25 protein-coding genes are annotated in these 26,940 nt (G+C 70.1%); 9 read left to right on the top strand and 16 right to left on the bottom strand.

Going from position 1 to position 26,940, the window contains the following annotated elements:
* Positions 1-76 precede the first annotated feature (76 nt).
* Positions 77-610, bottom strand: coding sequence for a DUF4245 domain-containing protein (locus tag K7G59_RS23360; RefSeq protein WP_225837314.1), 534 nt, complete (start codon positions 608-610; stop codon positions 77-79).
* 126 nt (positions 611-736) lie between these two features.
* Between K7G59_RS23360 and glpX the strand changes: the two genes are divergently transcribed.
* On the top strand, positions 737-1,771 hold the full coding sequence (glpX, locus tag K7G59_RS23355) for a class II fructose-bisphosphatase (protein WP_225837311.1): 1,035 nt from the start codon (positions 737-739) through the stop codon (positions 1,769-1,771).
* Between the two features lie 112 nt (positions 1,772-1,883).
* Here the strand turns inward: glpX and K7G59_RS23350 are convergent, their stop codons facing one another.
* Positions 1,884-2,255: a WhiB family transcriptional regulator gene (locus K7G59_RS23350; RefSeq protein WP_225837308.1), complete on the bottom strand. Its 372-nt coding sequence runs from the start codon at positions 2,253-2,255 to the stop codon at positions 1,884-1,886.
* A 130-nt stretch (positions 2,256-2,385) separates the two neighbouring features.
* A complete protein-coding gene (locus tag K7G59_RS23345; RefSeq protein WP_374114264.1) occupies positions 2,386-3,111 on the bottom strand; it encodes a DUF1707 domain-containing protein in 726 nt (241 codons plus the stop codon).
* Positions 3,112-3,266: 155 nt separating this feature from the next.
* Between K7G59_RS23345 and K7G59_RS23340 the strand changes: the two genes are divergently transcribed.
* Positions 3,267-4,928 carry a fumarate hydratase gene (locus K7G59_RS23340; protein ID WP_225837306.1) on the top strand — a complete coding sequence of 554 codons (1,662 nt, stop codon included), beginning with the start codon at positions 3,267-3,269 and terminating at the stop codon, positions 4,926-4,928.
* Positions 4,929-5,042: 114 nt separating this feature from the next.
* Here K7G59_RS23340 and K7G59_RS23335 read toward each other — a convergent pair whose 3' ends face one another.
* The gene (locus K7G59_RS23335) at positions 5,043-6,563 is read right to left on the bottom strand and encodes a ricin-type beta-trefoil lectin domain protein (protein WP_225837304.1); all 1,521 of its coding nucleotides are present in this window, start codon (positions 6,561-6,563) and stop codon (positions 5,043-5,045) included.
* A 104-nt stretch (positions 6,564-6,667) separates the two neighbouring features.
* Here K7G59_RS23335 and K7G59_RS23330 point away from each other — a divergent pair, with 104 nt between their 5' ends.
* From K7G59_RS23330 to K7G59_RS23320, 3 genes are all read left to right on the top strand, one after another.
* Positions 6,668-8,065 carry an aspartate ammonia-lyase gene (locus K7G59_RS23330; protein WP_225837302.1) on the top strand — a complete coding sequence of 466 codons (1,398 nt, stop codon included), beginning with the start codon at positions 6,668-6,670 and terminating at the stop codon, positions 8,063-8,065.
* Positions 8,066-8,174: 109 nt separating this feature from the next.
* On the top strand, positions 8,175-8,864 hold the full coding sequence (locus K7G59_RS23325) for a DUF402 domain-containing protein (protein ID WP_225837299.1): 690 nt from the start codon (positions 8,175-8,177) through the stop codon (positions 8,862-8,864).
* Between the two features lie 295 nt (positions 8,865-9,159).
* On the top strand, positions 9,160-11,247 hold the full coding sequence (locus K7G59_RS23320; protein ID WP_225837297.1) for an ATP-binding SpoIIE family protein phosphatase: 2,088 nt from the start codon (positions 9,160-9,162) through the stop codon (positions 11,245-11,247).
* Positions 11,248-11,304: 57 nt separating this feature from the next.
* Here K7G59_RS23320 and K7G59_RS23315 read toward each other — a convergent pair whose 3' ends face one another.
* The gene (locus K7G59_RS23315; RefSeq protein WP_225837295.1) at positions 11,305-13,629 is read right to left on the bottom strand and encodes a transglycosylase domain-containing protein; all 2,325 of its coding nucleotides are present in this window, start codon (positions 13,627-13,629) and stop codon (positions 11,305-11,307) included.
* Positions 13,630-14,134: 505 nt separating this feature from the next.
* A complete protein-coding gene (locus tag K7G59_RS23310; RefSeq protein ID WP_225837293.1) occupies positions 14,135-15,088 on the bottom strand; it encodes a LysR substrate-binding domain-containing protein in 954 nt (317 codons plus the stop codon).
* 133 nt (positions 15,089-15,221) lie between these two features.
* Between K7G59_RS23310 and K7G59_RS23305 the strand changes: the two genes are divergently transcribed.
* Both K7G59_RS23305 and K7G59_RS23300 read left to right on the top strand, forming a co-directional pair.
* Positions 15,222-15,776, top strand: coding sequence for a peroxiredoxin (locus tag K7G59_RS23305; protein WP_225837290.1), 555 nt, complete (start codon positions 15,222-15,224; stop codon positions 15,774-15,776).
* A 5-nt stretch (positions 15,777-15,781) separates the two neighbouring features.
* Entirely contained in the window at positions 15,782-16,315 is a 534-nt protein-coding gene (locus tag K7G59_RS23300) for an alkyl hydroperoxide reductase (RefSeq protein WP_225837288.1), read from the top strand.
* A 26-nt stretch (positions 16,316-16,341) separates the two neighbouring features.
* On the opposite strand, the gene K7G59_RS23295 is transcribed toward K7G59_RS23300, so the two are convergent.
* The 5 genes from K7G59_RS23295 to K7G59_RS23275 form a co-directional block, all read right to left on the bottom strand.
* On the bottom strand, positions 16,342-17,796 hold the full coding sequence (locus tag K7G59_RS23295; RefSeq protein ID WP_225837286.1) for an AI-2E family transporter: 1,455 nt from the start codon (positions 17,794-17,796) through the stop codon (positions 16,342-16,344).
* Positions 17,797-17,960: 164 nt separating this feature from the next.
* On the bottom strand, positions 17,961-18,677 hold the full coding sequence (locus K7G59_RS23290) for a transglycosylase SLT domain-containing protein (protein ID WP_225837284.1): 717 nt from the start codon (positions 18,675-18,677) through the stop codon (positions 17,961-17,963).
* Between the two features lie 413 nt (positions 18,678-19,090).
* Positions 19,091-20,416, bottom strand: coding sequence for a PhoH family protein (locus K7G59_RS23285; RefSeq protein ID WP_225837282.1), 1,326 nt, complete (start codon positions 20,414-20,416; stop codon positions 19,091-19,093).
* A 398-nt stretch (positions 20,417-20,814) separates the two neighbouring features.
* Positions 20,815-21,588: an isoprenyl transferase gene (locus K7G59_RS23280; protein ID WP_225837280.1), complete on the bottom strand. Its 774-nt coding sequence runs from the start codon at positions 21,586-21,588 to the stop codon at positions 20,815-20,817.
* Positions 21,589-22,272: 684 nt separating this feature from the next.
* A complete protein-coding gene (locus tag K7G59_RS23275) occupies positions 22,273-23,124 on the bottom strand; it encodes a methyltransferase domain-containing protein (RefSeq protein ID WP_225837278.1) in 852 nt (283 codons plus the stop codon).
* Between the two features lie 52 nt (positions 23,125-23,176).
* On the opposite strand from K7G59_RS23275, the gene K7G59_RS23270 reads away from it, so the two are divergent.
* On the top strand, positions 23,177-23,710 hold the full coding sequence (locus K7G59_RS23270; protein ID WP_225837276.1) for a DinB family protein: 534 nt from the start codon (positions 23,177-23,179) through the stop codon (positions 23,708-23,710).
* 18 nt (positions 23,711-23,728) lie between these two features.
* Here K7G59_RS23270 and K7G59_RS23265 read toward each other — a convergent pair whose 3' ends face one another.
* A complete protein-coding gene (locus K7G59_RS23265) occupies positions 23,729-24,226 on the bottom strand; it encodes a GNAT family N-acetyltransferase (protein ID WP_225837275.1) in 498 nt (165 codons plus the stop codon).
* A gap of 104 nt (positions 24,227-24,330) precedes the next feature.
* On the opposite strand from K7G59_RS23265, the gene K7G59_RS23260 reads away from it, so the two are divergent.
* Positions 24,331-24,702 (top strand): DUF192 domain-containing protein, encoded by a 372-nt coding sequence (locus tag K7G59_RS23260; protein ID WP_225837273.1) that lies wholly within the window; start codon positions 24,331-24,333, stop codon positions 24,700-24,702.
* 130 nt (positions 24,703-24,832) lie between these two features.
* On the opposite strand, the gene K7G59_RS23255 is transcribed toward K7G59_RS23260, so the two are convergent.
* Genes K7G59_RS23255 through K7G59_RS23240 form a run of 4 tightly spaced genes read right to left on the bottom strand, consistent with a single transcriptional unit; the run spans position 24,833 to position 26,876 of the window.
* The gene (locus K7G59_RS23255; protein ID WP_225837271.1) at positions 24,833-25,468 is read right to left on the bottom strand and encodes an OmpA family protein; all 636 of its coding nucleotides are present in this window, start codon (positions 25,466-25,468) and stop codon (positions 24,833-24,835) included.
* A 7-nt stretch (positions 25,469-25,475) separates the two neighbouring features.
* Complete coding sequence (locus K7G59_RS23250) at positions 25,476-26,054, bottom strand: hypothetical protein (protein WP_225837269.1); 579 nt, start codon at positions 26,052-26,054, stop codon at positions 25,476-25,478.
* Between the two features lie 31 nt (positions 26,055-26,085).
* Complete coding sequence (locus K7G59_RS23245; RefSeq protein WP_374114266.1) at positions 26,086-26,679, bottom strand: pilus assembly protein TadG-related protein; 594 nt, start codon at positions 26,677-26,679, stop codon at positions 26,086-26,088.
* Positions 26,679-26,876, bottom strand: a complete 198-nt coding sequence (locus tag K7G59_RS23240) for a Flp family type IVb pilin (protein WP_225837267.1) — start codon at positions 26,874-26,876, stop codon at positions 26,679-26,681. Before K7G59_RS23240 ends, K7G59_RS23245 begins: the two co-directional genes overlap by 1 nt.
* Between the last annotated feature and the right edge of the window lie 64 nt (positions 26,877-26,940).

Here is a 26,940-nt window from a genome sequence, read left to right as displayed (position 1 = left end):
CGGAGACGGCAACGCAAAGAGGCCCCCGGCGCCGGGGGCCTCTTGCCTGTGTTCTGCGCCCTGTGCCCGCCGCCTTTTAGGCCTTGGTCATCTTCAGCGCCGCCGCCATCTTCGTCAGCCGGCCGAAGGACGCCGTGCCCGCCACCACCGTCGTGGAGCCGGGGGTGTCCTCCAGGACGAGGGCGTCGTACCGGCCGCCCGTGTAGCGGGTCCAGGTCCGGCCGTTGATCTCCTCGGTCCGCCGCGTCGCCGACGCGCCCTGGCTGGCCTCGTCGATGAAGTCCGCGCGGTTCTGCCTGCCCTGCTCGATCTGCACGTACTGGCCCTCGGGGTCCTGGAAGCCCAGGTGCCAGTGCTGGGAGTCCTTGCCGTCGTACGTCACCGAGGTGGCCTTCCAGTCCTTCGTCAGCCCCTCGGGCGCGGCCACCGGGTAGCTCGCCGCGCGGCGCGCCGTGACCAGCTCCACGCTGTAGTCGATCCGCTTGACCTCGGGAGCGTGGTCGTCGTGCGGGACGAAGAAATAGACGACCATCGCCGCGAGCACACACACGCCCAGGGACTGGACCAAGCCCCGGACCGTCTTCTTCTGCTTGCCGTAGGAACCTGCCACGCCCCTATCGTCGCAGGTGCCCGTGGCGCTCATCCGTGGGGTCCCCTGCTCATTTTGTCTGCCTAACGATAGAGTCGTGCTCATCACCCTCATCCGGCCGTCGTCGTATCAGAAAGGTGCGCTCCGATGACCGAGCACCATCACTTGCCGTCCGAGCTCGATGTCCCCTCCGAGGCCCCCGACCGCAACCTCGCCCTGGAACTCGTCCGGGTGACCGAGGCCGCAGCGATGGCCGCCGGCCGCTGGGTCGGCCGCGGCGACAAGATGGGCGCCGACGGTGCCGCGGTGCGCGCCATGCGGACCCTCGTCTCCACCGTCTCGATGAACGGCGTCGTCGTCATCGGTGAGGGCGAGAAGGACGAGGCCCCGATGCTCTTCAACGGGGAGCGCGTCGGTGACGGCACCGGGCCCGAGGTCGACATCGCCGTCGACCCGATCGACGGCACCACGCTGACCGCCAAGGGCATGCCGAACGCGATCGCCGTCCTCGCCGCCGCCGAGCGCGGCGCCATGTTCGACCCGTCTGCCGTGTTCTACATGGACAAGCTGGTCACCGGCCCCGAGGCGGCCGACTTCGTGGACATCGACGCGCCGGTGGCCGTCAACATCCGGCGGATCGCCAAGGCCAAGCGGTCCACACCCGAGGACGTCACGGTCGTCATCCTCGACCGGCCGCGCCACGAGGGCCTGATCAAGGAGGTCCGGGAGGCCGGCGCGCGCATCAAGCTGATCTCCGACGGCGATGTCGCCGGCTCCATCTACGCACTGCGCGAGGGCACCGGCGTCGACCTGCTGCTCGGCATCGGCGGCACCCCCGAGGGCATCATCTCGGCCTGTGCCGTGAAGTGCCTGGGCGGCACCATCCAGGGCAAGCTGTGGCCGAAGGACGACGAGGAGCGGCAGCGGGCCATCGACGCCGGGCACGACCTCGACCGGGTACTGACCACCGAGGACCTGGTCAACGGAGAGAACGTGTTCTTCGTCGCCACCGGTATCACCGACGGCGAGCTGCTGCGAGGCGTCCGGTACCGGTCGGAGACCGCGACCACCGACTCCATCGTGATGCGGTCGAAGTCCGGGACCGTACGCCGGATCGACTCCGAGCACCGGCTCAGCAAGCTGCGGGCCTACAGCGCGATCGACTTCGACAAGGCCAAGTAGCAGGCCCGACGCAGGAGCGGGCTTCGAAACGGGGACGCGCCCTCTGTGCGGAGAGGGCGCGTCCTCGTGCCGTGTACGGGCCCGCCGTGCGGCCCGACCCGCCGTGCGGGTCTCAACCCGCTATGCGGTTCGCCGCTCTCGACGCCTTCCTCAGCTCCATGTCGCGGCGGCGCCGCCGCGTCAGGACCACGCGGCGCTCCGCCGCCGTCAGGCCGCCCCACACGCCGTACGGCTCGGGCTGCAGCAGCGCGTGCTCCCGGCACTCGATCATGACCGGGCAGCGGGCGCAGACCTGCTTGGCGGCCTCCTCGCGGGACAGCCGGGCGGCGGTCGGCTCCTTCGACGGAGCGAAGAAGAGGCCTGCCTCGTCGCGCCGGCACACCGCCTCGGTGTGCCAGGGTGCGTCCTGGTCCCTGTCTCGCGCCGGCACCCGCTGGACCGGAACGGCGGCTACCTGCAGGGACGAATGCAGCGGTTGCGGCACGGTCTACTCCTGACGACGGCTTCGCGAGCGAGAGACGATGCAGCAAGGCCTACCCGCTGTACGCGTGCCTATGCACAGCGTTCCCGCCCGCAGGCGCACGGCGGCTGGTTCACGCCCCCCTCGGGGGCGGTCAGCCGCCCAGGTGTCTGCGCAGCTTCCGGTCGGCCCTGTCGCGGGCCTTTTCCTGGACGCGGCCGAGGATGTCCGCCACGCGCCTGCCGCGCTCGGGCCGTGCCTCCACGTTCCCGAGTACGGCCCACCCGTCGACGTAGACCACGGGTGCGTCGGGCTCCGCCGAATCCAGGGTGTCCACCGCGAAGTTGCCCAGCACACCGCCGCCGGTGCCGCGTAGCGACACGTTCTCCGGGACCCGGATCTGCACCTCGCCGAAGACGGAGACGGCCTTGATGACGACCTGCTGGTACTCGAAGATCGCCTCGCTGAGGTCGATCTCCACGCTGCCGAAGACCGAGTACGCGTGCAGCCGGCGGCCCGCACGCCAGCGGCCCTTGCGCGCGGCGGTACTGAAGACGGCCACCACGTTGGCGTCCGCCAGGAGCGGGACCGCGCCGGGTGTGGGGCCGGGCGGGGGCGGCGCGTACCCGGCGGCGACGGGCCGCTGGTGGGCCGCCGGCAGGTCCCGGATGAAGACCTCCAGCTCACCGACGGTCTTGGCGTTCAGCACCCCCTCGACGCGCTCGGCATGCTCCTCGGCGGTCAGCCGCCCCTCGGCGAGGGCCTCGCGGAGGATGTCGGCGACGCGGTCCCGGTCGGCGTCCGAGGCGCGCAGGTCGAAGACGCGGGGCTCGGCGTCCTGGAGTCGGGCGGTCTGTGAGGCGGGCTTCTCAAGGTCCACGACAGCAGCGTACCGAAACGCGATAGATCGCGACTAGGGCTGTGGACGGCGCACTGAGCCTTACCTCACAGGCTTCGTGTCGGCGGCAGGTTCTACGCTGGTGTGGCCCGCCAGCGTCGGCGGGCCGCCGTCGTCAGAGTGAGGAATGGGCTGAGATGCCTGAGTTCGCGTACACCGATCTGCTCCCCCAGGGTGAGGACACCACCCCGTACCGGCTGGTGACGTCCGAGGGCGTCTCCACGGTCGAGGGGCCCGACGGACGCACGTTCCTCAAGGTGGAGCCCGAGGCGCTGCGCAAGCTCGCCGCCGAGGCCATCCACGACATCCAGCACTACCTGCGCCCGGCCCACCTCGCGCAGCTGCGCCGCATCATCGACGACCCCGAGGCATCGAGCAACGACAAGTTCGTCGCCCTGGACCTGCTGAAGAACGCCAACATCGCGGCGGCCGGCGTGCTGCCCATGTGCCAGGACACCGGCACGGCGATCGTCATGGGCAAGCGCGGCCAGAACGTCCTCACCGAAGGTGAGGACGCACGGCACCTGTCGCACGGCATCTACGACGCCTACACCAAGCTCAACCTGCGCTACTCGCAGATGGCTCCGCTCACCATGTGGGAGGAGAAGAACACCGGCTCCAACCTCCCCGCGCAGATCGAGCTGTACGCGACCGACGGCGGCGCCTACAAGTTCCTGTTCATGGCGAAGGGCGGCGGCTCGGCCAACAAGTCGTTCCTGTACCAGGAGACGAAGGCCGTCCTGAACGAGGCCTCCATGATGAAGTTCCTGGAGGAGAAGATCCGTTCGCTCGGCACGGCCGCCTGCCCGCCGTACCACCTGGCGATCGTCGTCGGCGGCACGAGCGCCGAGTACGCGCTGAAGACCGCGAAGTACGCCTCCGCGCACTACCTGGACGAGGTCCCGGCCGAGGGCTCGGAGCTGGGCCACGGCTTCCGGGACAAGGAGATGGAGGAGAAGGTCTTCGAGCTGACGCAGAAGATCGGCATCGGCGCGCAGTTCGGCGGCAAGTACTTCTGCCACGACGTCCGCGTGATCCGCCTGCCGCGGCACGGCGCCTCCTGCCCGGTCGCGATCGCCGTCTCCTGCTCGGCGGACCGCCAGGCCCTCGCCAAGATCACCGCCGAGGGTGTCTTCCTGGAGCAGCTGGAGACGGACCCGGCGCGCTTCCTGCCGGAGACGACGGACGAGCACCTCGAGTCGGAGGGTGACGTCGTCAGGATCGACCTCAACCAGCCGATGGAGACGATCCTCGCGGAGCTGACCAAGTACCCGGTCAAGACCCGTCTGTCCCTGACCGGCCCGCTGGTCGTGGCGCGTGACATCGCGCACGCGAAGATCAAGGAGCGGCTGGACGCGGGCGAGGAGATGCCGCAGTACCTCAAGGACCACCCGGTCTACTACGCGGGCCCGGCGAAGACCCCCGAGGGCTACGCCTCCGGTTCCTTCGGCCCGACGACGGCCGGCCGCATGGACTCCTACGTCGAGCAGTTCCAGGCCGCGGGCGGCTCCAAGGTCATGCTCGCCAAGGGCAACCGCAGCAGGCAGGTCACCGAGGCGTGCAACGCCCACGGCGGCTTCTACCTCGGCTCGATCGGCGGCCCCGCCGCCCGCCTCGCACAGGACTGCATCAAGAAGGTCGAGGTCCTGGAGTACGAGGAGCTGGGCATGGAGGCCGTCTGGAGGATCGAGGTCGAGGACTTCCCGGCGTTCATCGTGGTGGACGACAAGGGCAACGACTTCTTCACCGATCCGTCGCCGGCGCCCACCTTCACCCACATCCCGGTGCGCTCGTCCTGACCCGGCGGCTGCCCCCGGGCGGCCTAGGACCGCAGCCAGGACCCGGCGCCTGACCGGAACTTCGCGACCTGCGCCGGCTCGTCTCGATGAGCCGGCGCAGTCGTGGCCGCGGGCTCAGGAGAACCGCTGCCCTGCCGACCCGTCACAGGACTGCAGCCGGATCCGGTCCCTGGCGGCAGTCTGCGTCAGGCACAGCCCCTGTGCCGCTGCCGGGCGGATCGTGCCGGACTGGCGGACGAACTGCTGGTTGGTGCCGCCGTGGCAGTTCCAGAGGATCAGGCCGGTGCCGGCGCTGTAGGAGCCGCCCGGCACGTCCAGGCACCGGTCGTGGGTCGACTCGACGTGCAGGGACCGCTGTCCGGGGTCGTACCACCAGCCCTGGTTGCGGCCTCCGTGGCAGTCCCAGCCGAGCACCTCGGTGCCGTTCGCGCTGGACCCGCCCGAGGCGTCCAGGCAGTTCCCGGTGGCCTGGTCGGTCAGCGGGCGGAAGGCGTCGTCCCAGGCGCCCGGGTACAGCTGCGGGCTGCCGGTGCTCGCGGGGTCGGCGCAACCCGCCTCGCGGTATCCGGAGTCGTAGAACTGGGTCAGGCAGGACGCGAAGGCTCCGTGCCCCCGGTAGTTGGGGTGGAAGGACTGCCGTACCGAATTGGAGTCCGGCGGGAAGGGGTTGGAGAGGTCCACGTACAGGCCACGCGCCCAGGTGTCCTCCATGCAGACCTCGTGGCCGTGGAAGAGGCGGGAGTTGTCGAGGTAGTACGCCCCGCTCTCCTCGGCCGCCTTGCGCATGCCGCGTTCGAAGAGCGGCACGGCGGTGTTGCGGCCCCAGGCGGCGTCGGAGTCGTAGCCCTCGCAGCCGCCGGCGAGTTTGCCCGGGAAGTTCGGGTTGTCGCGGAAGTCGGGGCCGATGGGGCTCGGGTAGCCCATGAGGACGAGCTTGTAGTCGTCGTCGCCGTAGCCCGCGTCCCGCATGACCGTCTTCAGATCGGCGACGGTCGACTCCACCTTCGGGACCAGCCCGTCGACGCGGGCCTGCCAGCCGGGGCCGTACGCGGGCGCGCAGGCGCCCTGGAGGGTGAGATAGCGGGTGACGCAGTCGGTCATGACCGGGCCGAACTGGAGGTCGTCGTTGGCGCCGACGACCAGCACGATCATCTTGATCCGCGTGTTGCGGGCCTTGATGGCGAGGCTGTCGCTCTGGACCAGCTCGTCGGCGTACTGCTTGCTCCCGCCGATGCGGATGTTGCCGGTGTAGGCACCCGAACAGGCGACGTTGTAGGTGACGTCCGCCGGGATGCCGGTGCGGTGGATGGCCGAGTCGGGCGAGCGGTGGCACCAGTTGTCCGGGCCGTCGGTGCCCGGTTCGTAGGAGCCGACGCCCTCGCCGGAGATCTCGCTGTCACCGAGCGAGATGAGGGCGGTCTTGCGGTCGGCGAGGGGCCGCTCGGCCGGGTCGCCGTAGAGGGCGGTGGCCTCCGCGGCCCGGATGCTCTCCAGGCCGGACGGCAATGGGGTGGATGCCGGAAGGCCGGATGACTGGGCCGCATGGGCGGCAGGGGCCGCGAGGCCCGCGAACACGGTGGTGGCCGCCGCGACAGCGACGGCCACCGATCTGATCCTGGATCTGACGCGTTCCATGACGCCTCCCCGAAGCAGGTGTTACCCACGGTATTTACTGGCGGGTAGTCCTGTTTGGGAATACGCGCGGCATGACAAGTGCTCAACTTCTCGGAGGTACGACGATGACGACCGAAGAGCCCCAGTACCGCATCGAGCACGACTCCATGGGCGAGGTCCGGGTCCCCGCCCACGCCAAGTGGCGGGCACAGACCCAGCGGGCTGTCGAGAACTTCCCCGTCTCCGGACAGCGGATCGAACGGGCGCACATCGAGGCACTGGCCCGGATCAAGGCGGCTGCGGCGAAGGTGAACGCCGAACTCGGCGTACTGGACAAGGACGTCGCCGAGGCGATCCGGGACGCCGCCGGCGAGGTCGCCGAGGGCCGGTGGGACGAGCACTTCCCCGTCGACGTGTTCCAGACGGGCTCCGGAACCTCGTCCAACATGAACGCCAACGAAGTCATCGCCACACTGGCGAGCGAGCGGCTCGGGCGGGACGTGCATCCGAACGACCACGTCAACGCCTCGCAGTCGTCCAACGACGTCTTCCCGTCGTCGATCCACATCGCCGCCACCGCCGCCGTCACGAAGGACCTGCTCCCGGCGCTGGAACAGCTCGCCGACTCGCTCTCGCGCAAGTCCGAGGAGTTCGCGGACGTCGTGAAGTCGGGGCGGACGCACCTCATGGACGCCACACCCGTGACGCTCGGACAGGAGTTCGGCGGATACGCCGCCCAGGTGCGGTACGGGATCGAGCGGCTGCGCGCCTCGCTGCCCCGGCTCGCCGAGCTGCCGCTGGGCGGCACCGCGGTCGGCACCGGCATCAACACCCCGCCCGGGTTCTCCGCCGCCGTGATCGCGGAGGTGGCCCGGGCCACCGGGCTGCCGCTCACCGAGGCCCGGGACCATTTCGAGGCACAGGGCGCCCGGGACGGGATCGTGGAGACCAGCGGACAGCTGCGGACCATCGCGGTCGGACTGACGAAGATCGCCAACGATCTGCGCTGGATGTCCTCCGGACCGCGCACCGGGCTCGCCGAGATCCGGCTGCCCGACCTCCAGCCGGGTTCGTCGATCATGCCGGGCAAGGTCAATCCGGTCGTCCCGGAGGCCGTGCTCATGGTCGCCGCCCAGGTCATCGGGAACGACGCCACCATCGCCACGGCCGGCGCCTCCGGGAACTTCGAGCTGAACGTGATGCTCCCCGTCATCGCCAAGAACGTGCTGGAGTCGGTCCGGCTCCTCGCGGCCGTCTCCCGGCTGCTGGCCGACCGCACGGTCGACGGCATCACCGCGGACCGCGAACGCGCCCGCGAGTACGCCGAGTCGTCCCCCTCCGTGGTCACCCCGCTCAACAAGTACATCGGCTACGAAGAGGCCGCCAAGGTCGCCAAGAAGTCGCTCGCGGAGCGCAAGACGATCCGCCAGGTCGTGCTGGAGAGCGGCTACGTGGACCGCGGCGACCTGACCCTGGAGCAGCTCGACGAGGCCCTGGACGTCCTGCGGATGACGCGTCCCTGAATGGCCGTCACCTCGTGAACGTCCCGAGCACCCGTCACCAGAGACGTCGCTGCGGCGAACCGTGACCCGCACCGCAGCGTCCTGTGGCTACGACACCTAATATCTGTCCATGGCGGACGACGGAGCGGTGAGACGAGTGGGAGCGGGAGCTGCGCGGTACTGGACGCCCGGAACGCAGATCCTGTGGCGCTACCGGGAGAACGCCGGGGAGCACGTCCACATCGCCCGGCCCGTCACGGTCGTACGCGACGACGCGGAGCTGCTCGCGGTGTGGATGGCACCCGGCACCGAGTGCGTGAAGCCGGTGCTGGCCGACGGCACGCCCGTGCATCTGGAGCCCCTGGAGTCCCGCTACACCAAGCCGCGCACGGTGCAACGGGACCGGTGGTTCGGCACCGGCGTGCTGAAGCTGGCCCAGCCCGGCCGACCCTGGTCGGTGTGGCTGTTCTGGGAGCCGGACTGGCGGTTCAAGAACTGGTACGTCAACCTCGAACAGCCGCTCGCCCGCTGGGCCGACGGCGTGGACTCCGAGGACTACTTCCTGGACATCGCCGTCCACCCGGACCGCAGTTGGCACTGGCGGGACGAGGACGAGTTCGCACAGGCCCAGCGGGACGGGCTGATGGACGCGGAGACCGCCGAGCGGGTGCGCGCGGCCGGACGGTCCGCGGTGGAGGTGATCCGCGCCTGGGGGCCGCCGTTCTCGGACGGCTGGCAGCACTGGCGCCCGGATCCGTCCTGGGCGATACCGTCACTCCCCGAGGACTGGGACCGCACGCCCGCGTACATGTCCTCATGAGACCCTTGATGCGCCCCGGGGCAAGAAACGTAGGATCGTCCTCCGCAAGGGGCCGCAAGAGCAACTCCCGGCAGTCCGACCGGGTCTGACCATACGTCACCGAGGGGCAGCAGGACGTGAGCGAGGGGTACGAGGGCAACACCACCGCGAGCCGCGCGGGGTTCGCCGGTGGCACAGGGACAACCTCTGACCACGCGGGAATTCCGTTCCTGGGGCACGCATTCCGGGTATCGGAATTTCAGCGGGACCAACTGCGCGCCAGGGCCTCGGCCCCGGACGGATGGATGCGACACGCGTGACGGAGCAGCCCACCTCCTATGAGCGCCCGCAGCCGGGCGCCGACCCCGCGGATGGCCGCGGGGCGCTCCTGCGTGCCCCGGCGCCGCTCGGCACCCCCGCCTTACCGGCGCAGGCCCGCACCGACGCAGCGGCGTCGGGGGCGGGCACCACCAAGCCCTGCCCCAAGGGGAACAAGGGGAAGGAGCCCCCAGTCAACGGCCCCGAGCACTCCCAGCCGGCCGCCGCCGAGCCCGGCACGCACCGTCCGCGTCCCGCGCCGGAGGGCATCCCGCCGCAGCCGGGCGGCGAGCAGGAGCGGGCGCCGGGCGGCCAGGAGCGCCGTAGCGGACGGGGTATGCCCGCGGGGCGGCCGATGCCGATGCGGCGCGACGGGGACCGGCTCCGGTTCGTCGGCGCGGCCACCCGGCGGATCGCCCGCGGCATCGACCTGGACGAGATCGTGATGGGGCTGTGCCGGGCCACCGTGCCGACGTTCTCGGACGCGATCCTGGTCTATCTGCGCGATCCGCTGCCGGTCGGTGACGAGCGGCCCACCGGCCCGGTGGTGCTGCGGCTGCGCCGGACCGACCGGATCCCGGAGGAGCGGGACACCGAGGGCGGTTTCCTGCCGCCGCCGGTGCCCGAGCCGGCCGAGCCGTCGCCGCTGACGGAGCTGTCGTCGCTGACCGCCGAGCTGTGCGAGGTGCGGCCCGGCGGCCCCCTGAACGAGGTGCTGCGCGGAGTGCGTCCGGTGTTCGCGGACGCACCCGCCGCCCGTGCCGCCCTGCCCGAACTGCTCGGTGAGGGCGGGGAGGCGGTCGTACCGGGCGGGCAGCACGCGATCCTCGCACCGCTGCGCGGCCGGCGCCGGGTGATCGGCGCGGCGGTGTTCCTGCGCCGCCCGGAGCGGCTCGCGTTCGAGGCGGACGACCTGCTGGTGGCCGCCCAGCTGGCCACGCACAGCGCGCTCGGCATCGACAAGGCGGTGCTCTACGGCCGCGAGGCGTACATCGCCGACGAGCTGCAGCGCACCATGCTGCCCGAGACCCTGCCCCGCCCGACCGGCGTCCGGCTGGCCTCCCGCTATCTGCCCGCCGCGGAGACCGCGCGGGTCGGCGGCGACTGGTACGACGCGATCCCGCTGCCGGGCAGCCGGGTCGCGCTGGTCGTCGGTGACGTCATGGGGCACTCCATGACGTCGGCGGCGATCATGGGCCAGCTGCGCACCACGGCCCAGACCCTGGCGGGACTCGACCTGCCGCCGCAGGAGGTGCTGCACCACCTGGACGAGCAGGCGCAGCGCCTGGGCAGCGACCGCATGGCGACCTGCATGTACGCCGTGTACGACCCGGTCACGCACCGCATCACCATCGCCAACGCCGGGCATCCGCCGCCGGTCCTGCTGCACCTGGGCGGCCGGGCGGAGGTGCTCCGGGTGCCGCCGGGCGCGCCCATCGGGGTCGGCGGGGTCGACTTCGAGGCCGTGGAGCTGGACGCGCCCGCCGGGGCCACGCTGCTGCTGTACACCGACGGTCTGGTGGAGTCCCGCCTGCGGGACGTGTGGACCGGCATAGAGCAGCTGCGCGAACGGCTCGCCGCGACGGCCCGGTTGACCGGCCCCGACCATCCGCCGCCCCTTGAAGCCCTGTGCGACGAGGTGCTGGACATGCTCGGCCCGGGTGACCGGGACGACGACATCGCGCTGCTCGCGGCCCGCTTCGACGGGATCGCGCCGAGCGATGTCGCGTACTGGACGCTGGAGCCGGAGGAGACGGCGCCCGGCCAGGCCCGCCGGCTGGCCCGGCGGGCGCTCGCCCGCTGGGACCTGGAGTGCCTGACGGATTCGGTCGAGCTGCTGGTCAGCGAGGTCGTGACGAACGCCGTGCGGTACGCCTCGCGGCCCGTGACGCTGCGGCTGCTGCGCACGGACGTGCTGCGCTGCGAGGTCGGCGACGACGTGCCGCAGCTGCCGCGGCTGCGGCAGGCGCGGGCCACCGACGAGGGCGGGCGCGGCCTGTACCTGGTCAACAGGCTGGCCCGGCGGTGGGGCGCGACCCGGCTGAGCACCGGCAAGGTGGTCTGGTTCGAGCTGAACCGGACTTGATACGACGGCACGAAGGGCGCCCGGCAGAGGCCGGGCGCCCTTCGCTGTGTCCGTCGGCTACTGCTGTCCCTGGCCGGGCTCGAGCGGACTCTCGGTGACGCCCACCGTCGGCGTCCCGCTGCTGGTCGGGGTCTGCGTCGGGGGCTGGGTGGGTGTCCGGGTCCGGGTCGGGGTGTGGCTCGGCGCCTTCGACGTCGGGGCCTTCGACGTCGGCGCCTTCGATGTCGGCGGTTCACTGGTCGGCGTCTGCGACGGGGTCTCGGACGGCGCGTCCGACCAGGTCACCGACGGGGTCGGCGCGACGGCCGCGCCCTGGGTGGTGTCCAGGTCGAACCGTGCCTCGTGGGTCACGCCGAAGGTGTACGCCGCCCAGATCTGCGCCGGGTAGCCACCGCCGTTGACCCGGCCCGGCGGCGGGATCTGGCCGGTCGCGCCCGTCAAGGAGACATGGGCCTTGGTCTTCTGGTCCTCGCCGAACAGGCCGACCGAGGTGACCAGGTCGGGCGTGTAGCCGGTGAACCAGGCGGACTTGTCCTCGTCCGAGGTACCGGTCTTGCCGGCCACCTGCTGGCCGTCGCGCAGCTCGTTGCGCGCCACTGTCCGCCGCGCCGTACCGTCGTCGACCACGCCGGTCAGCACGGAGGTCACGGTGTCGGCGGCGGTCCGGCTGATCACGTTGCCGCCGACCGGGTCCGGCATCTCGACCGAACGGCCCTTCTGCTGCGCCGTCTTGACGATGGCCGGCGTCACCTTCTGGCCGTGGTTGTCGAGGGTGGCGTAGATCCCGGCCATCTCCAGCGGGCTCGCCCCCATCGAGCCGAGCGTCTGAGCGGGCACCGCCTGCATGCCCGTGGTGTCCATGCCGAGCTTGCCGGCGGTCTCCATGACCTTGCCCATGCCCACGTCGATGCCCATCTGCGCGAAGACGGAGTTGACGGACTGGTTCATCGCCTGCTGGACGGTGATCGGGCCGTAGTTCTGGTCGTCCTCGTTCGGCGGGCCGAATCCGACCTTGGTGCCGTGGTCGACGACCTGACGGCCGCTGGTGCCGTCGTAGACCGTGTTGGCGTTGATCGGCTTGCCGTCCTGCGTGGTGGCGTTCTGCTCCAGCGCGGCGGCGAGGATGACCGGCTTGAACGTGGAGGCGGGCTGGTAGTCCCTGCGGGTGGCGTTGTTGAAGAAGTGCTTGAGGTAGTCCTGGCCTCCGTACAGGGCGACGATCTTGCCCGTCTTGGGGTCCACCGACACCGCGCCGGCCTGGACGTTGGCGTCGACCTTGCGCTTCTTCGGGTCCAGCTTGCTGGTCAGCTGGTCCTTGACCGCCTGCTCCAGCGCGGCCTGCTTCTTCCGGTCGATGTTGAGGGTGATCGTCCAGCCGCGGTCGACCACCTGCTGTTCGGCGTCCTTGCGGCTGATGCCCTCCTGCCGCATCAGCTGCTGTTCGAGCTGCTGGTTGGCGAGCGCGACCAGGTAGCCCTTCTGTCCCTCCGTTCCCGGGGTGCCCTTGGGGTCCTTGGGGACGGGGAACTTCATGGCCTGCCGCTCGGCCGGGTCGAGCCAGTGCTGCTTGACCATGTTGTTCAGGACGTAGTCCCAGCGTTCCCGGACCAGCTTCTTGCCCACGGGACTGGCGACCGCCCAGTCGTACTGGCTCGGCGCCTGGAGCAGCGCGGCGAGGTAGGCGCCCTGCTCGACGCTGAGTTTCCGGGCGTCGACCCGGTAGTAGGCCTGGGCGGCGGCCTGGATGCCGTACGCGTTGCGGCCGTAATAGCTGGTGTTGATGTACCCGGCGAGGATCTCGTCCTTGGTCATGCGCTGGTCGACCTTCAGCGCGATGACCATCTCCTTGAGCTTGCGGGTGGCGGTCTGGTCCGCGGTCAGATAGTAGTTCTTGACGTACTGCTGGGTGATCGTGGAGCCACCCTGGGTGCCCCGGCCGCTCACCGTGTTGAACAGACCGCGGGCGAGGCCCTTCAGGTCGACGCCGGAGTCCGTGTAGAAGGTCTTGTTCTCCGCGGCGACGAAGGTGTGCTGCACGTCCTTGGGCACGTCGGCCAGGTCCACGCTCTCGCGGTTGGTCTCGCCGACACGGGCGAGGAGCGTGCCGTCGCTGTACTTGTAGACGTTGCTCTCCTGCTTGGCGAGCGCGTTGCCCGCGGGGACGTCCACGTACAGGTAGAGCGCGACGAAGCCGCCTATGCCCAGCAGGCAGAACCCGAAGAACGTCCCGAGGATCTTCTTCCAGGTGAAGAGCCGGCGTATTCGGCCCTTGGGCGGTTTGGCGGCCGTTCCGGCAGTGCTCGGGGGGTCGGAGCGGCGGCGCTTGGGCGCTGCGCGGTGGCCACCACGCTGTCGCGCTCGTCTCTCGTCCGCTCGTCCCATGGGTCCCTACGCTCCGCTTCCTCATCGGGGTCAGCTCCGAAAGCTAACACCCGCCTCTATGGCAAAGGGCCTGCGATCGGCTCATTCAGGGACGTGACAATGAGCACCCGCCCCAACGGAACCGACGGCGATGAAGGCCCTGGGGTTGCCCCGCAGACCAAAGTGACAACACTTCGCTGGACCGAAGCCGGCTTTACGGGGGCGGGCCGTCCACGTCCGCACACGCCCCTGACGTACCCGAGATGCCCGCACCGCGCGTACGGACCTCCCGCGCGCGGCACCGGCGGCGGGCTCGCCCCGCTGCTCGGTCCGCTCGGGCGCACGGGTCGTCCAGCTCCGGCCGCCACCGGGGCACGATCCCTGCCGGTCTCCCGGTAGGAGCAGATGAAACAGCTGGAAGGAACAGGAACGGCAGGAACGGCCGCGGGGGCGGCGCACGCTGTCGTCGTGGCCGACGACCGGAGGGCCTGCGGACGGAGCAGCCTGCCGGTCGCGCCGCAGCCCGCTAGGCCGACTCGTCCAGCACCCGTACGGGCAGCGGGCTCATGGCCTGGCGGAGGGCTGCCGCCAGTTGCTGGTACTCGGCGCCGCGGGCCGCCCCGGCGCGCATGGCGAGGGCGATGCGGCGGCTCGGGGCCGGGTCGGCGAAGGAGGCGGTGAGCAGTTGGTGGCTGCGGGTCGTCTCGACCTTGAGCGCGGTGCGCGGCAGGAGCGTACAGCCGAGGCCGCCGGCGACGAGCTGGACGAGCGTGGCCAGGCCCGCCGCGGTGGTGGTGACCGGCGCGTCCTCGCGGCCGGCCTCCCGGCAGATGTCGAGGGCCTGGTCGCGCAGGCAGTGGCCCTCGTCCAGGAGCAGCAGATTGAGTTCCCTCAGCGCCTCGCGCGGGATGCCCTCCCGGCCGCCGAGCCGGTGGTCGAGCGGCGTGACGAGCACGAAGTCCTCGTCGAAGAGCGGGAGTTCGGCCACACCCGGGATGCCGAGCGGGACGGCGAGGAGCAGCAGGTCCAGCCGGCCCGAGTTGAGTCCCTCGACCAGGCTCGCGGTCTGCTCCTCGTGCACCTGAAGGTCGAGGTGCGGATAGCGCTCGTGCACCAGCCACAGCACGGTGGGCAGCAGATACGGCGCGACCGTCGGGATGACCCCGAGCCGCAGCGCCCCGGTGAAGGGCGCCCGCACCGCCTCGGCCTCCTCCAGCAGCGCCCCGACCGCCTCCAGGACCGCCTTCGCCCGTACGGCAAGACGCTCGCCGGCGGGCGAGAGCAGCACCTTGCGGGTCGTACGCTCGAGCAGGGTGACGCCGAGGGTCTCCTCCAGTGCGGAGACGGCGCCGGACAGCGCGGGCTGGCTCATTCCGATGGCCGCCGCGGCGTCCCGGAAGTGCAGATGCTCGGCCACGGCGGCGAAGGCACGCAGCTGCGCAAGACTCGGCTGCCTCCGCTTGCCGCTACTGGTCGTCACTGATAACTCCTTCCGATCAACACGACCGAGTGTAGCTATTTCCGTAATCAATGCTGCCTGTGCCACCATCGATGACGTCCAACCCATGGGAAACGACCTCAAAAAGGGAGTTTCCTCGCTTCAAGGAGAGCGTGTGCTCACTGTCGGTGACAAGTTCCCCGAGTTCGAACTGACCGCCTGTGTCTCGCTGGAGAAGGGCAAGGAGTTCGAGACGATCAACCACAAGACCTACGAGGGCAAGTGGAAGATCATCTTTGCGTGGCCCAAGGACTTCACCTTCGTGTGCCCGACCGAGATCGCGGCCTTCGGCAAGCTGAACGACGAGTTCGCCGACCGCGACGCCCAGATCCTCGGCTTCTCCGGTGACTCCGAGTTCGTGCACCACGCCTGGCGCAAGGACCACGACGACCTGCGTGACCTGCCGTTCCCGATGATGGCCGACTCCAAGCACGAGCTGATGCGCGACCTCGGCATCGAGGGCGAGGACGGCTTCGCCAAGCGCGCGGTCTTCATCGTCGACCAGAACAACGAGATCCAGTTCTCCATGGTGACCGCCGGCTCCGTCGGCCGTAACCCCAAGGAGGTCCTGCGGGTCCTGGACGCCCTCCAGACGGACGAGCTGTGCCCGTGCAACTGGAACAAGGGTGACGAGACCCTGGACGCGGTCGCGCTGCTGGCTGGTGAGTGACCCCCATGTCGCTCGACTCCCTGAAGTCCCGCGTACCTGACTACGCCAAGGACCTGAAGCTCAACCTGGGCTCGGTCATCGGCAACTCGGAGCTCTCCACGCAGCAGCTGTGGGGCACGGTGCTGGCGACCGCCATCGCCGCTCGTTCCCCGATCGTGCTGCGCGAGCTGGAGCCGGAGGCGAAGGCGAACCTCGAGCCGGCGGCGTACACCGCGGCCAAGTCGGCCGCCGCCGTCATGGCGATGAACAACGTCTTCTACCGCACCCGGCACCTGCTGTCCGACCACGAGTACGGCAGCCTTCGCGCGGGTCTGCGGATGAACGTCATCGGCAACCCCGGCGTGGACAAGGTCGACTTCGAGCTGTGGTCGTTCGCGGTGTCCGCGATCAACGGCTGCGGGCAGTGCCTGGACTCGCACGAGCAGGTGCTGCGCAAGGCCGGTGTCGACCGCGAGGTGATCCAGGAGGCGTTCAAGATCGCGTCCGTGATCCAGGCGGTCGGCGTGACGCTGGAGGCCGAAGCGGTTCTGGCCGAGTAGTCCGGCCGCGCTCTACGGAACCCCGCTCACCCTTCGTGGGCGGGGTTCTCGGCGTTCTCGCCCTCGGCCGCCGCGAGGGCCGGCCGTGACCGGACGTCCTGTGAGTACTGCCGCAGATATCCCACCACCGTGTTCGTCACCGCCACCAGCGGCACGGCCACCACCGCGCCGCCGATGCCGGCCACCATGCCGCCGGCCGCCACCGTGAGGACCACCGCGAGAGGGTGGACGCGGACCGCGCGGCCCAGGATGAACGGCTGCAGGATGTGGCCCTCGATCTGCTGGACCGCCAGCACCACCACGAGGGTCATGACCGCCGTGAACACGCCCTGGGTCACCAGCGCCACGATCACCGCGAGCGCGCCGGAGGCGACGGCGCCCACGAGCGGGATGAAGGAGAACAGGAAGATGAAGACCGCCAGCGGCACGGCCATCGGGACGTCGAGGAAGTAGATGCCGATACCGATGAATATCGCGTCGATCAGGGCGACCAGGACCGTGCCGCGGACGTAGGCGGTCAGCGTGCGCCAGGCGCGCGGGCCGGCACCGGCGATGGCGGGACGGGCGGCGGCCGGCACCAGTTTCAGGAACCACTGCCAGATGCGCTCGCCGTCGTAGAGCAGGAACAGCGTCGAGAAGAACACCAGCAGGATGCTGGTGAGGGCCTCGATGATGACCTGGACTCCCTCCAGCCCGGCGGAGGTTATCTGGTCGGCGTTGGCCCCGATCGCCTCGCGGAGGTTCTTGGCGATCTGGTTGATCTGCTTGTCGGTGACGTGGAAGGGGCTCTTCAGCAGCCAGTCGCGCAGATCGTCGATGCCGCTCTGGATCTGGTTGGAGAGGCTGTCGATGTTCTCCATGACCTGCCAGGTCACGAACCAGCCCATCAGACCGATGACCGCGAAGCCGGAGATGGCAGTGAGCGCGGTGGCCAGGCCGCGTGGCACGCCGAGGCGGCAGAGCCGGGCGACGGTCGGCTGGAGCAGTGCGGTGATGAGCAGGGCGATGACGAACGCGAAGACCACCAGCTGGACGGCGCTGATGACCCGCATCAGCACCCAGACGGTGCCGGCGAGGACGAGGAGTCGCCACCCGGCCTCGGCGGCGACCCGGACCCCCCAGGGCACGGCCTGCGCGGGATCGGGACGCGGACCGGCCGCCGCCCGTGTCGGGTTCGGGGTCGGGGTCGGGGTCGGGGTCGGGGTCGGGGTCGGCGGAGGATGCGGTGTCGGCGGAGGATGCGGTGTCGGCGGCGGGGACACGACGGCCGGTTCCGGTTCGGCGACAGGGGAGGCGTCGACGCGGGAGACGACGGTGCCGGAGCCCGTGGTACCGGAGTCGGCGACGGGCACGCCGACGACAACCGGCTCGGGCTCGGCGGCGTGCTCGCTGTCCACCTCGGCGCGGCGCTCGTCCAGGCGCTCGCTCATCTCGGTGAGACCGGCCCCGAGCCGGCCGAGCCACCCTGGCACTCGCGACATGATCCGCCTTCTTCCCCCGCGTTGCCGGGTGATCGCCACCACTCCCCCCTGGAGCCGTTCGCATACGACCGTACAGGGCGAAAGCCCCTCCCCCTAGGACGGGGAGGGGCTGCGCAAGGTTGAGCCGGACAGGCCGGAACCAGTCGTGCTGGTGACCGGTCGGCCTAGTACCAGTGGTTGGCCTGCCAGAACGTCCAGGCCTGGCACGGGCTGCCGTACCGGCTGTTCATGTAGTTGAGGCCCCACTTGATCTGGGTGGCCGGGTTGGTCTGCCAGTCGGCACCGACGGAGGCCATCTTGGAGCCGGGCAGGGCCTGGAAGAGGCCGTAGGCACCGGAGGAGGCGTTGACCGCGCGGTAGTTCCAGCTGGACTCGTGGTCCACGATGTTGCTGAAGCAGGAGTACTGGCCCGCGCCCACCATCTGACGCGCCATGGCCTGGATCTGCGCGACGGTGTAGCTGCTCTGGGTGGGGAAGCTGGTGGCATCGCGAGCGGTGTCGCGGCTGGCCGCGGCCTTCGCCTCGATGCGCTCCTTGGCCTCCTTGGCCGCCCTCTCGGCAGCCACCTTCTTCGCGATCGCGGTCTCCGCGGCGGCCTTGCGGGCTGCTGCCTCGGCGTCCTTCTTGGCGCTCGCGTCCGCGGCGATGGCCTGTGCATCGGCCTGCTGCGTCAGGGACGCGGTCTGCACCTGCGCCTGTTCACCCGCGGGGATGTCCGCGAGGAGCGTGGTGTCGGCTGCCGTCGCCTCGGCGTCGTTGTTGTTCTGCGCCACGCTGCCCGAGGCAACACCGACGACGCTTCCGACAGCGGTGACCGCGGTGGCCGAGGCCACTGCGAATCCCCGGACCGAAATCCGGCTCACACGGTTTCCTTCCAGCATCGCCCGCTTCGGTGACCCTGGCGGACGCAATCGTGCCCCTGGCACTGGCCTCCCAACTGCGGGGTCACGGGAAGCGCGGGCCCGGTGGGCAACTCCCGGAAGGGAGCGCCGCGTGATGCTCGGGCGGCATACGACGAACTCTATGGAGTTGATGCTGCTTCTGTTGTGCGTACCTCCCCCACTGCCCCCGAAGGAGCGTGGGCTGCACCCCAAGGGGTACACGTGTGTCGTATGCGGGGCCTGACAGGAGTGAGACTCTGCCGTAACCGGACGCCGCGTGGCAATTCTGCGTTGCGTGTGAAAGCTCACACCCCGTTCGGCCCTGGGGATTTCAGGAAAGCTCCTCATGCGAGGGCGCCGCCCGGCTAGGCTCTTGGCCTTTCGGGACGGCGCCCCTGTGCGTCAGGAGGGCGTCAGATGTGGCCGTCCTCCAGCATCTCGGTCACAAGCGCCGCAATCTGGGATCTCTCGGACCGCGTCAGCGTGACATGGGCGAAGAGCGGGTGCCCCTTCAGCTTCTCCACGACGGCGACGACACCGTCGTAGCGCCCCACGCGCAGATTGTCCCGCTGTGCCACGTCATGCGTCAGAACGACCCGTGAATTGGCGCCGATCCGGGACAGAACGGTCAGCAGGACGTTCCGTTCCAGGGACTGCGCCTCGTCCACGACCACGAACGCGTCGTGCAGGGACCGGCCGCGGATGTGGGTGAGCGGCAGCACCTCCAGCATCCCGCGCGCGGTGACCTCCTCGATGACCTCGCGGCTGGTGACCGCGGACAGCGTGTCGAAGACCGCCTGCGCCCACGGGCTCATCTTCTCGGCCTCGGTGCCCGGCAGATACCCCAGCTCCTGCCCGCCGACCGCGTACAACGGCCGGAAGACCATCACCTTCTGGTGCTGACGGCGCTCCAGGACCGCCTCCAGGCCCGCGCACAGCGCGAGCGCCGACTTGCCCGTGCCGGCCCGGCCGCCCATCGAGACGATCCCGACGTCCGGGTCCAGCAGCAGGTCGAGCGCGATGCGCTGCTCGGCGCTGCGGCCCTTGATACCGAACACCTCCCGGTCGCCCCGCACCAGGCGGACGTTCCCGTCGGCGCCGACCCGGCCGAGCGCCTTGCCGCGCTCCGACTGGATGGTCAGGCCGGTGTGCACGGGAAGGTCGGCAGCCTCCGGTACGTGGACGTGCCCTTCCTCGAAGAGGATGTCCACCTGCTCGCCGGAGAGGGTCAGTTCGGACATTCCGGTCCAGCCGGAGTTCTCCGTGATGGCGAGTTCGGCCCGGTACTCCTCGGCGAGGAGGCCCACGGACGACGCCTTGATCCTCAGCGGCAGGTCCTTCGAGACGACGGTGACGTCGTACCCCTCGGCCTGCAGGTTGCGGGCCACCGCGAGGATGCGGGAGTCGTTGTCCCCCAGGCGGTAGCCGGTGGGCAGCACGCTGGGGTCCGAGTGGTTCAGCTCGACACGGATGGTCCCGCCGAGTTCCCCGATCGGGATCGGGGCGTCGAGGCGGCCGTTGCGTACCCGGTAGTCGTCCAGCAGGCGCAGCGCCTGACGGGCGAAGTAACCGAGTTCCGGATGGTGCCGCTTGGCCTCCAACTCCGTGACCACCACGATGGGGAGCACGACCTCGTGCTCGTCGAAGCGGGTCAGGGCGTTCGGGTCGGCCAGCAGGACGCTGGTGTCGAGAACATACGTGCGCCGGTCTGGCTTGTGGCGCTTTGTGCTGGTCACCACGGAAGGACGTACCCCCTCGGATGAGGTCGGGGAGCGACGAAGTGGAAGCTGGACCGGGAGAGGGGAAGCCATATGTGCCGGTCCCTGGGCCCGCGTACGGCGGGCCGGGTACCGGCCCTCAGCGGCTGCTTCCGTGCAGTGGCCGCACGGTCGGGCTGGTGCAAGCGGGCCTCCCGGGCGGACGGCCCCGAGCCGCCCGCTGAGATCCGACGCCCGGGGTTCGGGTGTCGACCTGCTTGGCTTATGCCCTCGAACACGCGCCGCCATGCAGAGGGGGCCGCGAGCGAGCCGGTGAACTCCTTGTTGCTTCCACACCAACCGGGGTATAGGGCCCTCCCGCTGCGGCGAGCGGGGCGTGGGACCCGGTTCCGGCCCCGGCCGGCGGGGTCCGCTCGGCGTCAGCCGCCGTAGCGGCGGTGACGTGCGGCGTAGTCGCGCAGAGCGCGAAGGAAGTCGACCTTGCGGAAGGCGGGCCAGAAGACCTCGCAGAAGTAGTACTCCGCGTGGGCGGTCTGCCACAGCATGAAACCGGACAGCCGCTGCTCGCCGCTGGTGCGGATCACCAGGTCCGGGTCGGGCTGGTCGCTGGTGTAGAGGTGGCGGCCGATCATGTCGATGTCGACGGAGTCGGCGAGTTCCTCCATCGGCACGCCCCGGTCGTGGGCGTCGAGGAGCATGGAGCGCACGGCGTCGGCGATCTCCTGGCGTCCGCCGTAGCCGATGGCCACGTTGACGAGTAGCCCGTCGATGTGGGCGGTGGCCGCCTCGGCCTCCTTCAGGGTGCGTTGCAGCCCGCCCGGCAGCAGGTCGAGCGCGCCGACGTGGTGGACGCGCCAGCGGCCCTCGGCGGCGAGGGTGCGCACGGTGTCCTCGATGATGCCGAGCAGGGGGCGCAGCTCGGCCTGCGGGCGGTCGAAGTTGTCCGTGGACAGCAGCCACAGGGTGACGACCTCGACGTCGGCCTCGGTGCACCAGCCGAGGAACTCCTCGATCTTGTCGGCGCCGGCCTGGTGGCCGCGTACGGTGCTGGAGCCGGCGGCCTTCGCCCAGCGGCGGTTGCCGTCCATGATGACGCCGATGTGCTTGGGCACCTGAGCGTGGTCCAGGTGGCCTTCCACCCGGCGTGCGTAGAGCCTGACGAGCAGGCCGCGCAGCTTGTCGCGCAGGATCACGTGACCCTCCGGGGGGTAGTGCAGGTGTTGAAGCGTACCCTCAGCTTCCGCTTCGGTCCCGGCTCGGGGTGCGGTCCCCGGGCTGGAGCGCCGGCCCCTTGAGCTGGGACGCCGGTCGCTTGCCGTGCGGTTCTGACCGGCCGCGCGGTGCCCCCGGGAAAGAAACGGGCCGGTCCGTGGGGGGGAGACGGACCGGCCCGAGGGGGGGTTTCCACCATAACCCTTCGTAAGGGCTGGTGGGTGCTTCGGCGCGCCACAACTACTCTCCGCGTACATCCGGCGACGCACCGGTGTCCTGGGAATGCTGAGTTAAGGGGTGCCTCCCGGCCGTTTCACAGTGGATTCCAAGGCCATCCGACCGGATCATCCACAAATCGGAAGCCTTTGACTGCCTTTGGGTGCACCTTGACCGGTTGTCCGACCATCCCCCCGACGGGCGAACCACCAGTGAACAGTGACTTGACGGTTCCGCTCTGCGGTCACACGGTGATCACCAGGCATCACGACACCGCGCAGCCCCCTCCACTGCGCGGCGCCGCCCGCGCAGCTTTGCTGACGCGAATTACCTGCTGTGAACTTACGTGACCGGTGGGGCGCAGGTGAACTCGCGCCGATAACGATGTGGGAACTCCAGAGGAACGTGAGCTGAACGAGCACTCGAATTGCCTCGTTCTCACCGCTTCGTCATCTCCGCGGTGTGCCTGGTTTCCGGACGTCGAGGAGCTGCCGGGCACTGTGCGCGACGAACGGACCCTCCTTCTCGATCCGCTCGTGCAGCTCCCGGAGTCGGGGCTCGTACGCCTCGACGGTGAAGCCGGGGACCAGCCACACCACCTTACGCAGGAGGTGGACGACGGCGGCGATGTCATGGAGCTCCATCCGCAACCGCTCCGCGCGCAGCCCCACGACCTGCAGTCCCGCCGCCTCGGCGTCGGCGCGCTCCTGCTCGGGGGCGCGGGCACCGCGCACCGGCTCCGGCTGCGGCCCCAGGAAGTACTCGATCAGCTCGAAGACACTGGCCGGGCCCACATGCTGGGCGAAGTAGGTACCGCCCGGCCGCAGCACGCGTGCGATCTCCGGCCAGTCCGGGCGCACCGGGTGCCGGCTGAGAACCAGGTCGAAGGCCTCGTCGGCGAACGGCAGCGGCGCGTCGTCCGGGACACCGACGACCACGACCCCGCGCGGTCGCAGCAGCGCGGTGGCCTTGGCCAGGTTCGCCGGCCAGCCCTCGGTGGCCGCGATCAGGAGGGGGCGGAAGGGACCGCCGGGGCCATCCGGGGGATCCAGGGTTCCGGGCGGGGCATGCGGGGCGAGGGCGCCTGCCGTGGCCAGAGCGAAGTCCAGCACCTCGCCACCGCCGGTCTGGATGTCGAGCACGGCCTGGGCTCCGGCGAGCCGTTCCCCCGCCGAGCGGGCATATCCCCACGAGGGCCGCGCCTCGGTGGCCCGCCCCTCGAACCAGGAGAAGTCCCACCCCTCGGCGGGCACGGCAGCCCCCTCCGCCACGAGCTCTTCAAAGGAACGGTTGCCTGGCATGCGCCTCATGGTCGCAGGGCGTTGTCGGTGGGGCCTGCTAATTTCCGCGCTCATGACGAACTCCGCGGTCTCTCCGACCCCCGCCGGCACCTACACCGCCGATGAGAAGGACATCCTGCACGCGAGTCTGAACCGGCACCGCAACGCCGTGCTCTGGAAGCTGGAGGGGCTGGACGACGAGCAGCTGCGCCGGCCGATGACTCCGACCGGGACGACCCTGCTCGGCCTGGTCAAGCACCTGGCCTCGGTCGAGTACGGCTGGTTCGTGGAGACGTTCGGAGGCGAGCCGGAACCCCTGTGGTTCGACCCGTACAGCAGCGAGGACATGCAGGCGGCCCCCGGAGAGACGACGGAGCAGATCACCGCTTTCTACGGCCGCGCCCGCGCCGCCGCCGACCGCGTGATCACCGAGCTGCCCCTGGACGCGCAGGGCCGGCCCGCCTGGCGGGACCACTCGGTCTCCCTGCGCTGGGCCCTCGTCCACATGACCACGGAGACCGCCCGGCACGCCGGACACATGGACATTCTGCGCGAGCTGATCGACGGGGCGACCGGGGACCACCCCCGGGTCACATCGACGGACTGACCAGGTCTCCGCGGTGGCTCAGGCGTGGGGCCCGCCGGGCTCCCCGAGGACGAGCAGGACGTGCTCGTCCTCCCCGTGGCGGACCGTGCCGGCACGTGCGAAGCCGTGGCTCTCCAGGAGGCGGACCGAGGCGGTGTTGCCGGAGAAGGGGTCGGCGTACAGGGGCCGGGTGCGGTCCTCCCGCAGGAACAGCGCGAGGGCCCGGGTGCCGATGCCGCGCCCCCAGTAAGGCCGGCCGAGCCAGTACCCGACGAAGCGCCGCTCACCTTCCGTCCAGGACACGACGTTCCCGGCGGCCTCCCCGTCCACGACGACCGTCCGCACGAGGCAGTCGGGGTCCGGGAGCACCCGCTCGCGCCAGTGCCGGAGGAACGCCTCCCGCGGCCGGGGCGCGAATCTCGACCGCCGGACGGCTTCCGGGTCGTGCTCGTAGGCGAGGAACAGTTCGAGGTCGTCGTCGATCACGGCCCGCAGGCACACGTCGTCGGGCCGGGTGTCCGCCCGCATGTCGGTCATGCCAGGCAGTGTGGCAGGCACCACTGACAACGCCTCCGACGGACATGGGCCGCTTCCTGGTGGGCAGGGCAGGGTAGTGACGGCAGGAGATGAGAAGGGGCGCCATGGGGAGACGCTGGCAGGACGGGCGCGGCAGGCTGATCGTGCCCGGGGGCGGGGGTGGCCCGGCGGTCGTGTTGCCGTTGGAGATAGCGGCCTCGTACCGGGCCCGTACGAAGGGGCTGCTGGGCCGGAACTCGGTCGACGGGGCGATGCTGCTCTCGCCGGCCAACAGCGTGCACACCTTCCGTATGCGCTTCCCCATCGATGTCGCCTACCTGGACCGCCATCTCACCGTCATAGCCGTGCACACGATGAGGCCGGGCCGCTGCGGCCTCCCCCGGCTCCGTTCCCGGCACGTACTGGAGGCGGAGTCGGGTGCCATGGCCGAGTGGGGGATGAGGGTGGGAACACGAGTGACCGTCGAGCCGCTGTAGCAGCGGAAATCGGCAGATCCGTTCCACCCCCGGCGCGGAAAGGGCCTGGTCACAGTCCCCCGGCCGGGAACGAATCTGCCGATCGTCGAGTGAGCGGCGGACCTGGACCGCTTCCCGACCGCGGGTACGGTCAGCTCGCCGTGCGCGGGAAGGAGACCTCGACCCGGCGGTTCTTCTTCCGGCCCTCCTCGGTGGAGTTGTCGGCGATCGGGTACTGCTCGCCGTAGCCGCGGACCTCGAAGGTGATGTCCGGGTCGTTCAGGTCCTGGTCCAGCACGGCCTGCACGGCGTTGGCACGCTGCCTGGACAGGAGGTCGCCATGGGTGGCGGAGCCGAGGTCGTCGGTGAAGCCGAAGACGCGTACCTGCGTCGCGTTCTGCTTCCTGATCTCCTCGGCGATGGCGCCGATACGGGCCTTGGCGTCCGCACCGAGACCGGCGCTGTTCTTGCCGAACAGCACCTCGGCCTGGAGAGCGAAGGTCACGTCGGCGTTGGTGTCCTCGCGCCGCTCGTCTCCGCTCTGGTCCTCCACGACCGACTTGATGTCCAACACCTTCGGCTCGGCGAGGGTGGCCCCGTCGGGGAGCTTGAGATCCGGGTCGGTGGGGTCGACCTTCACGGGGGCGGATGCGGAGGGCTCGGTCCCCGGAGGTTCACTCGGTCCGGAGTCGTCTGCACGGGCGAGGGCGGCGGACCAGAGGTTCGCTGCCACCAGGAGGACGGCGGCGGTCAGGGCCAGGGGGACGCGTGGTGTGGTCACGGTCACGGGAGCCTCACCCGGAGATCTGGATGGTGGCGGAGGAGAACGTCGGCAGCTGGAACTCCACCTGGGTGGCATTCGCCGGGGGTGCGGGGAACTGCATGAACACCGCGAGGCTGTCACCGGCCTTGAGTGACGAGAGACCGGTGGTGGTCAAAGGACGGCCATCTGTGTCGCGCAGGACGTAGTACCGCTTCTTGCCCTTGGGATCGACCAGTGTGGCGCCTCCCAGCGAAGTGCCGTTCCTGATGATCTCGGTTTCGTTGCCGCTCAGCGCGGACGGGATGAGGGCGCTCTTGGCTCCATCGTTCTTCAGGGTGCCGTTCACGGTGACGAAGCCACCGGAATCACGTTGAGCGGAAGTGATCCGGAGAAGCAGACCGTCCGAGCCCTGCAGTTCGGCCAAAGGATCGTCCGACTGCCCCTCCTGGGTGCTCGGCCCGGATCCGCCGGCTTTGGAAGCCGATGCCGACGCCTGTGACTTCTTGTCCGCGTGGCCGCCGCCGCAACCGGCCACACCGAGGGCCAGGCCGGCCGCAAGGACGAGCGCGACCGTCCCCTTGCGAGCCTTCGCAGTGAACCGAATGCTCATCGCTCCGCTTCCTTCTTCACTCGTCGTTCGCCTATCGGTCGGCGGCCAGGTGGACGTCGAAGAGATCCTCCGGCCTCGGAAGCTCGGTGAGGTCCTCCGGTTTCAGATCCCACTGCCGGTCCTTGCAGTTGAGTCGTGGCAGTTTGTCGTGGCCCGCGTGCGCCGCGGGAAGCTTGAACTCACAGAGCGGCTCGATCACGGCACGGGCGGAAGCCGTCGACTGGAAGTCCTCGGTGCCGGGGACCACAGAGTGTCCGACTTTCTTGTTCGTCCTGACGGCGACGTCGTAAGAAAGCGTGTGATGCCAGCAGTGCTCCACCTGGGCGCTGTTCTGTGCAGCGAGCTGATACGCACGCGCGCAGGAGTCGCCTGCCCCGTGTCCGTCGAAGATGTCCTGCCACTTGGCCGGGTCGAGTACGTCGTGCACCCACAGGTCCGCGAGCTGGTCCCGGGTTTTCTGAGCTGCCGCAAGCACCGCCGCATCTGCTGCGGTCTGGGCGCCGCTCCGGTTCACCGCGGCCTGGCCGACAGCAAGGTAGGCCAACGCAAGGAAAAGCAGGCCCGCCGCCACCGTGATGTAGATGGGGAAGGCCTGCCCTGCGTCACCGGACCGGCGTGAGTGGATCAGCCGCTCGTCACCTCTGAGATCTTCGTCCTGATCGCGTCGAAGATCGTCTGCCCGATGCTCGTACCCGTGATCGCCAGCACGATCGCCACCACCACGGCGATGATGCCTAGGTATTCCACCGCGGTCTGCCCCCGGTCGTCGCGGGCGGCGTGGGCCTGTAAGTACGCGACGGTGGTGTGGAACCATTTGCTCACGGTCTTCCCCTCCAGCTCGACCTGCGATCCCGGCACCGTACTGCGGCTCGTCCCACCTGGCAGA

It is taken from the genome of Streptomyces sp. NK08204 (assembly GCF_020400585.1).
In the GTDB taxonomy this organism is placed as follows: Bacteria; Actinomycetota; Actinomycetes; order Streptomycetales; family Streptomycetaceae; genus Streptomyces.
The sequence above is the reverse complement of the archived record's forward strand: the minus strand, read 5'-3'. Positions and strand labels throughout refer to the sequence as shown.

Coding starts and splice junctions, on each gene's coding strand:
- glpX (WP_225837311.1), top strand. CDS start 737: ATGACCGAGCACCATCACTTGCCGTCCGAGCTCGATGTCCCCTCCGAG.
- K7G59_RS23340 (WP_225837306.1), top strand. CDS start 3,267: ATGCCTGAGTTCGCGTACACCGATCTGCTCCCCCAGGGTGAGGACACC.
- K7G59_RS23335 (WP_225837304.1), bottom strand. CDS start 6,563: ATGGAACGCGTCAGATCCAGGATCAGATCGGTGGCCGTCGCTGTCGCG.
- K7G59_RS23330 (WP_225837302.1), top strand. CDS start 6,668: ATGACGACCGAAGAGCCCCAGTACCGCATCGAGCACGACTCCATGGGC.
- K7G59_RS23325 (WP_225837299.1), top strand. CDS start 8,175: ATGGCGGACGACGGAGCGGTGAGACGAGTGGGAGCGGGAGCTGCGCGG.
- K7G59_RS23315 (WP_225837295.1), bottom strand. CDS start 13,629: ATGGGACGAGCGGACGAGAGACGAGCGCGACAGCGTGGTGGCCACCGC.
- K7G59_RS23300 (WP_225837288.1), top strand. CDS start 15,782: ATGTCGCTCGACTCCCTGAAGTCCCGCGTACCTGACTACGCCAAGGAC.
- K7G59_RS23295 (WP_225837286.1), bottom strand. CDS start 17,796: ATGTCGCGAGTGCCAGGGTGGCTCGGCCGGCTCGGGGCCGGTCTCACC.
- K7G59_RS23290 (WP_225837284.1), bottom strand. CDS start 18,677: ATGCTGGAAGGAAACCGTGTGAGCCGGATTTCGGTCCGGGGATTCGCA.
- K7G59_RS23275 (WP_225837278.1), bottom strand. CDS start 23,124: ATGCCAGGCAACCGTTCCTTTGAAGAGCTCGTGGCGGAGGGGGCTGCC.
- K7G59_RS23270 (WP_225837276.1), top strand. CDS start 23,177: ATGACGAACTCCGCGGTCTCTCCGACCCCCGCCGGCACCTACACCGCC.
- K7G59_RS23265 (WP_225837275.1), bottom strand. CDS start 24,226: ATGACCGACATGCGGGCGGACACCCGGCCCGACGACGTGTGCCTGCGG.
- K7G59_RS23260 (WP_225837273.1), top strand. CDS start 24,331: ATGGGGAGACGCTGGCAGGACGGGCGCGGCAGGCTGATCGTGCCCGGG.
- K7G59_RS23250 (WP_225837269.1), bottom strand. CDS start 26,054: ATGAGCATTCGGTTCACTGCGAAGGCTCGCAAGGGGACGGTCGCGCTC.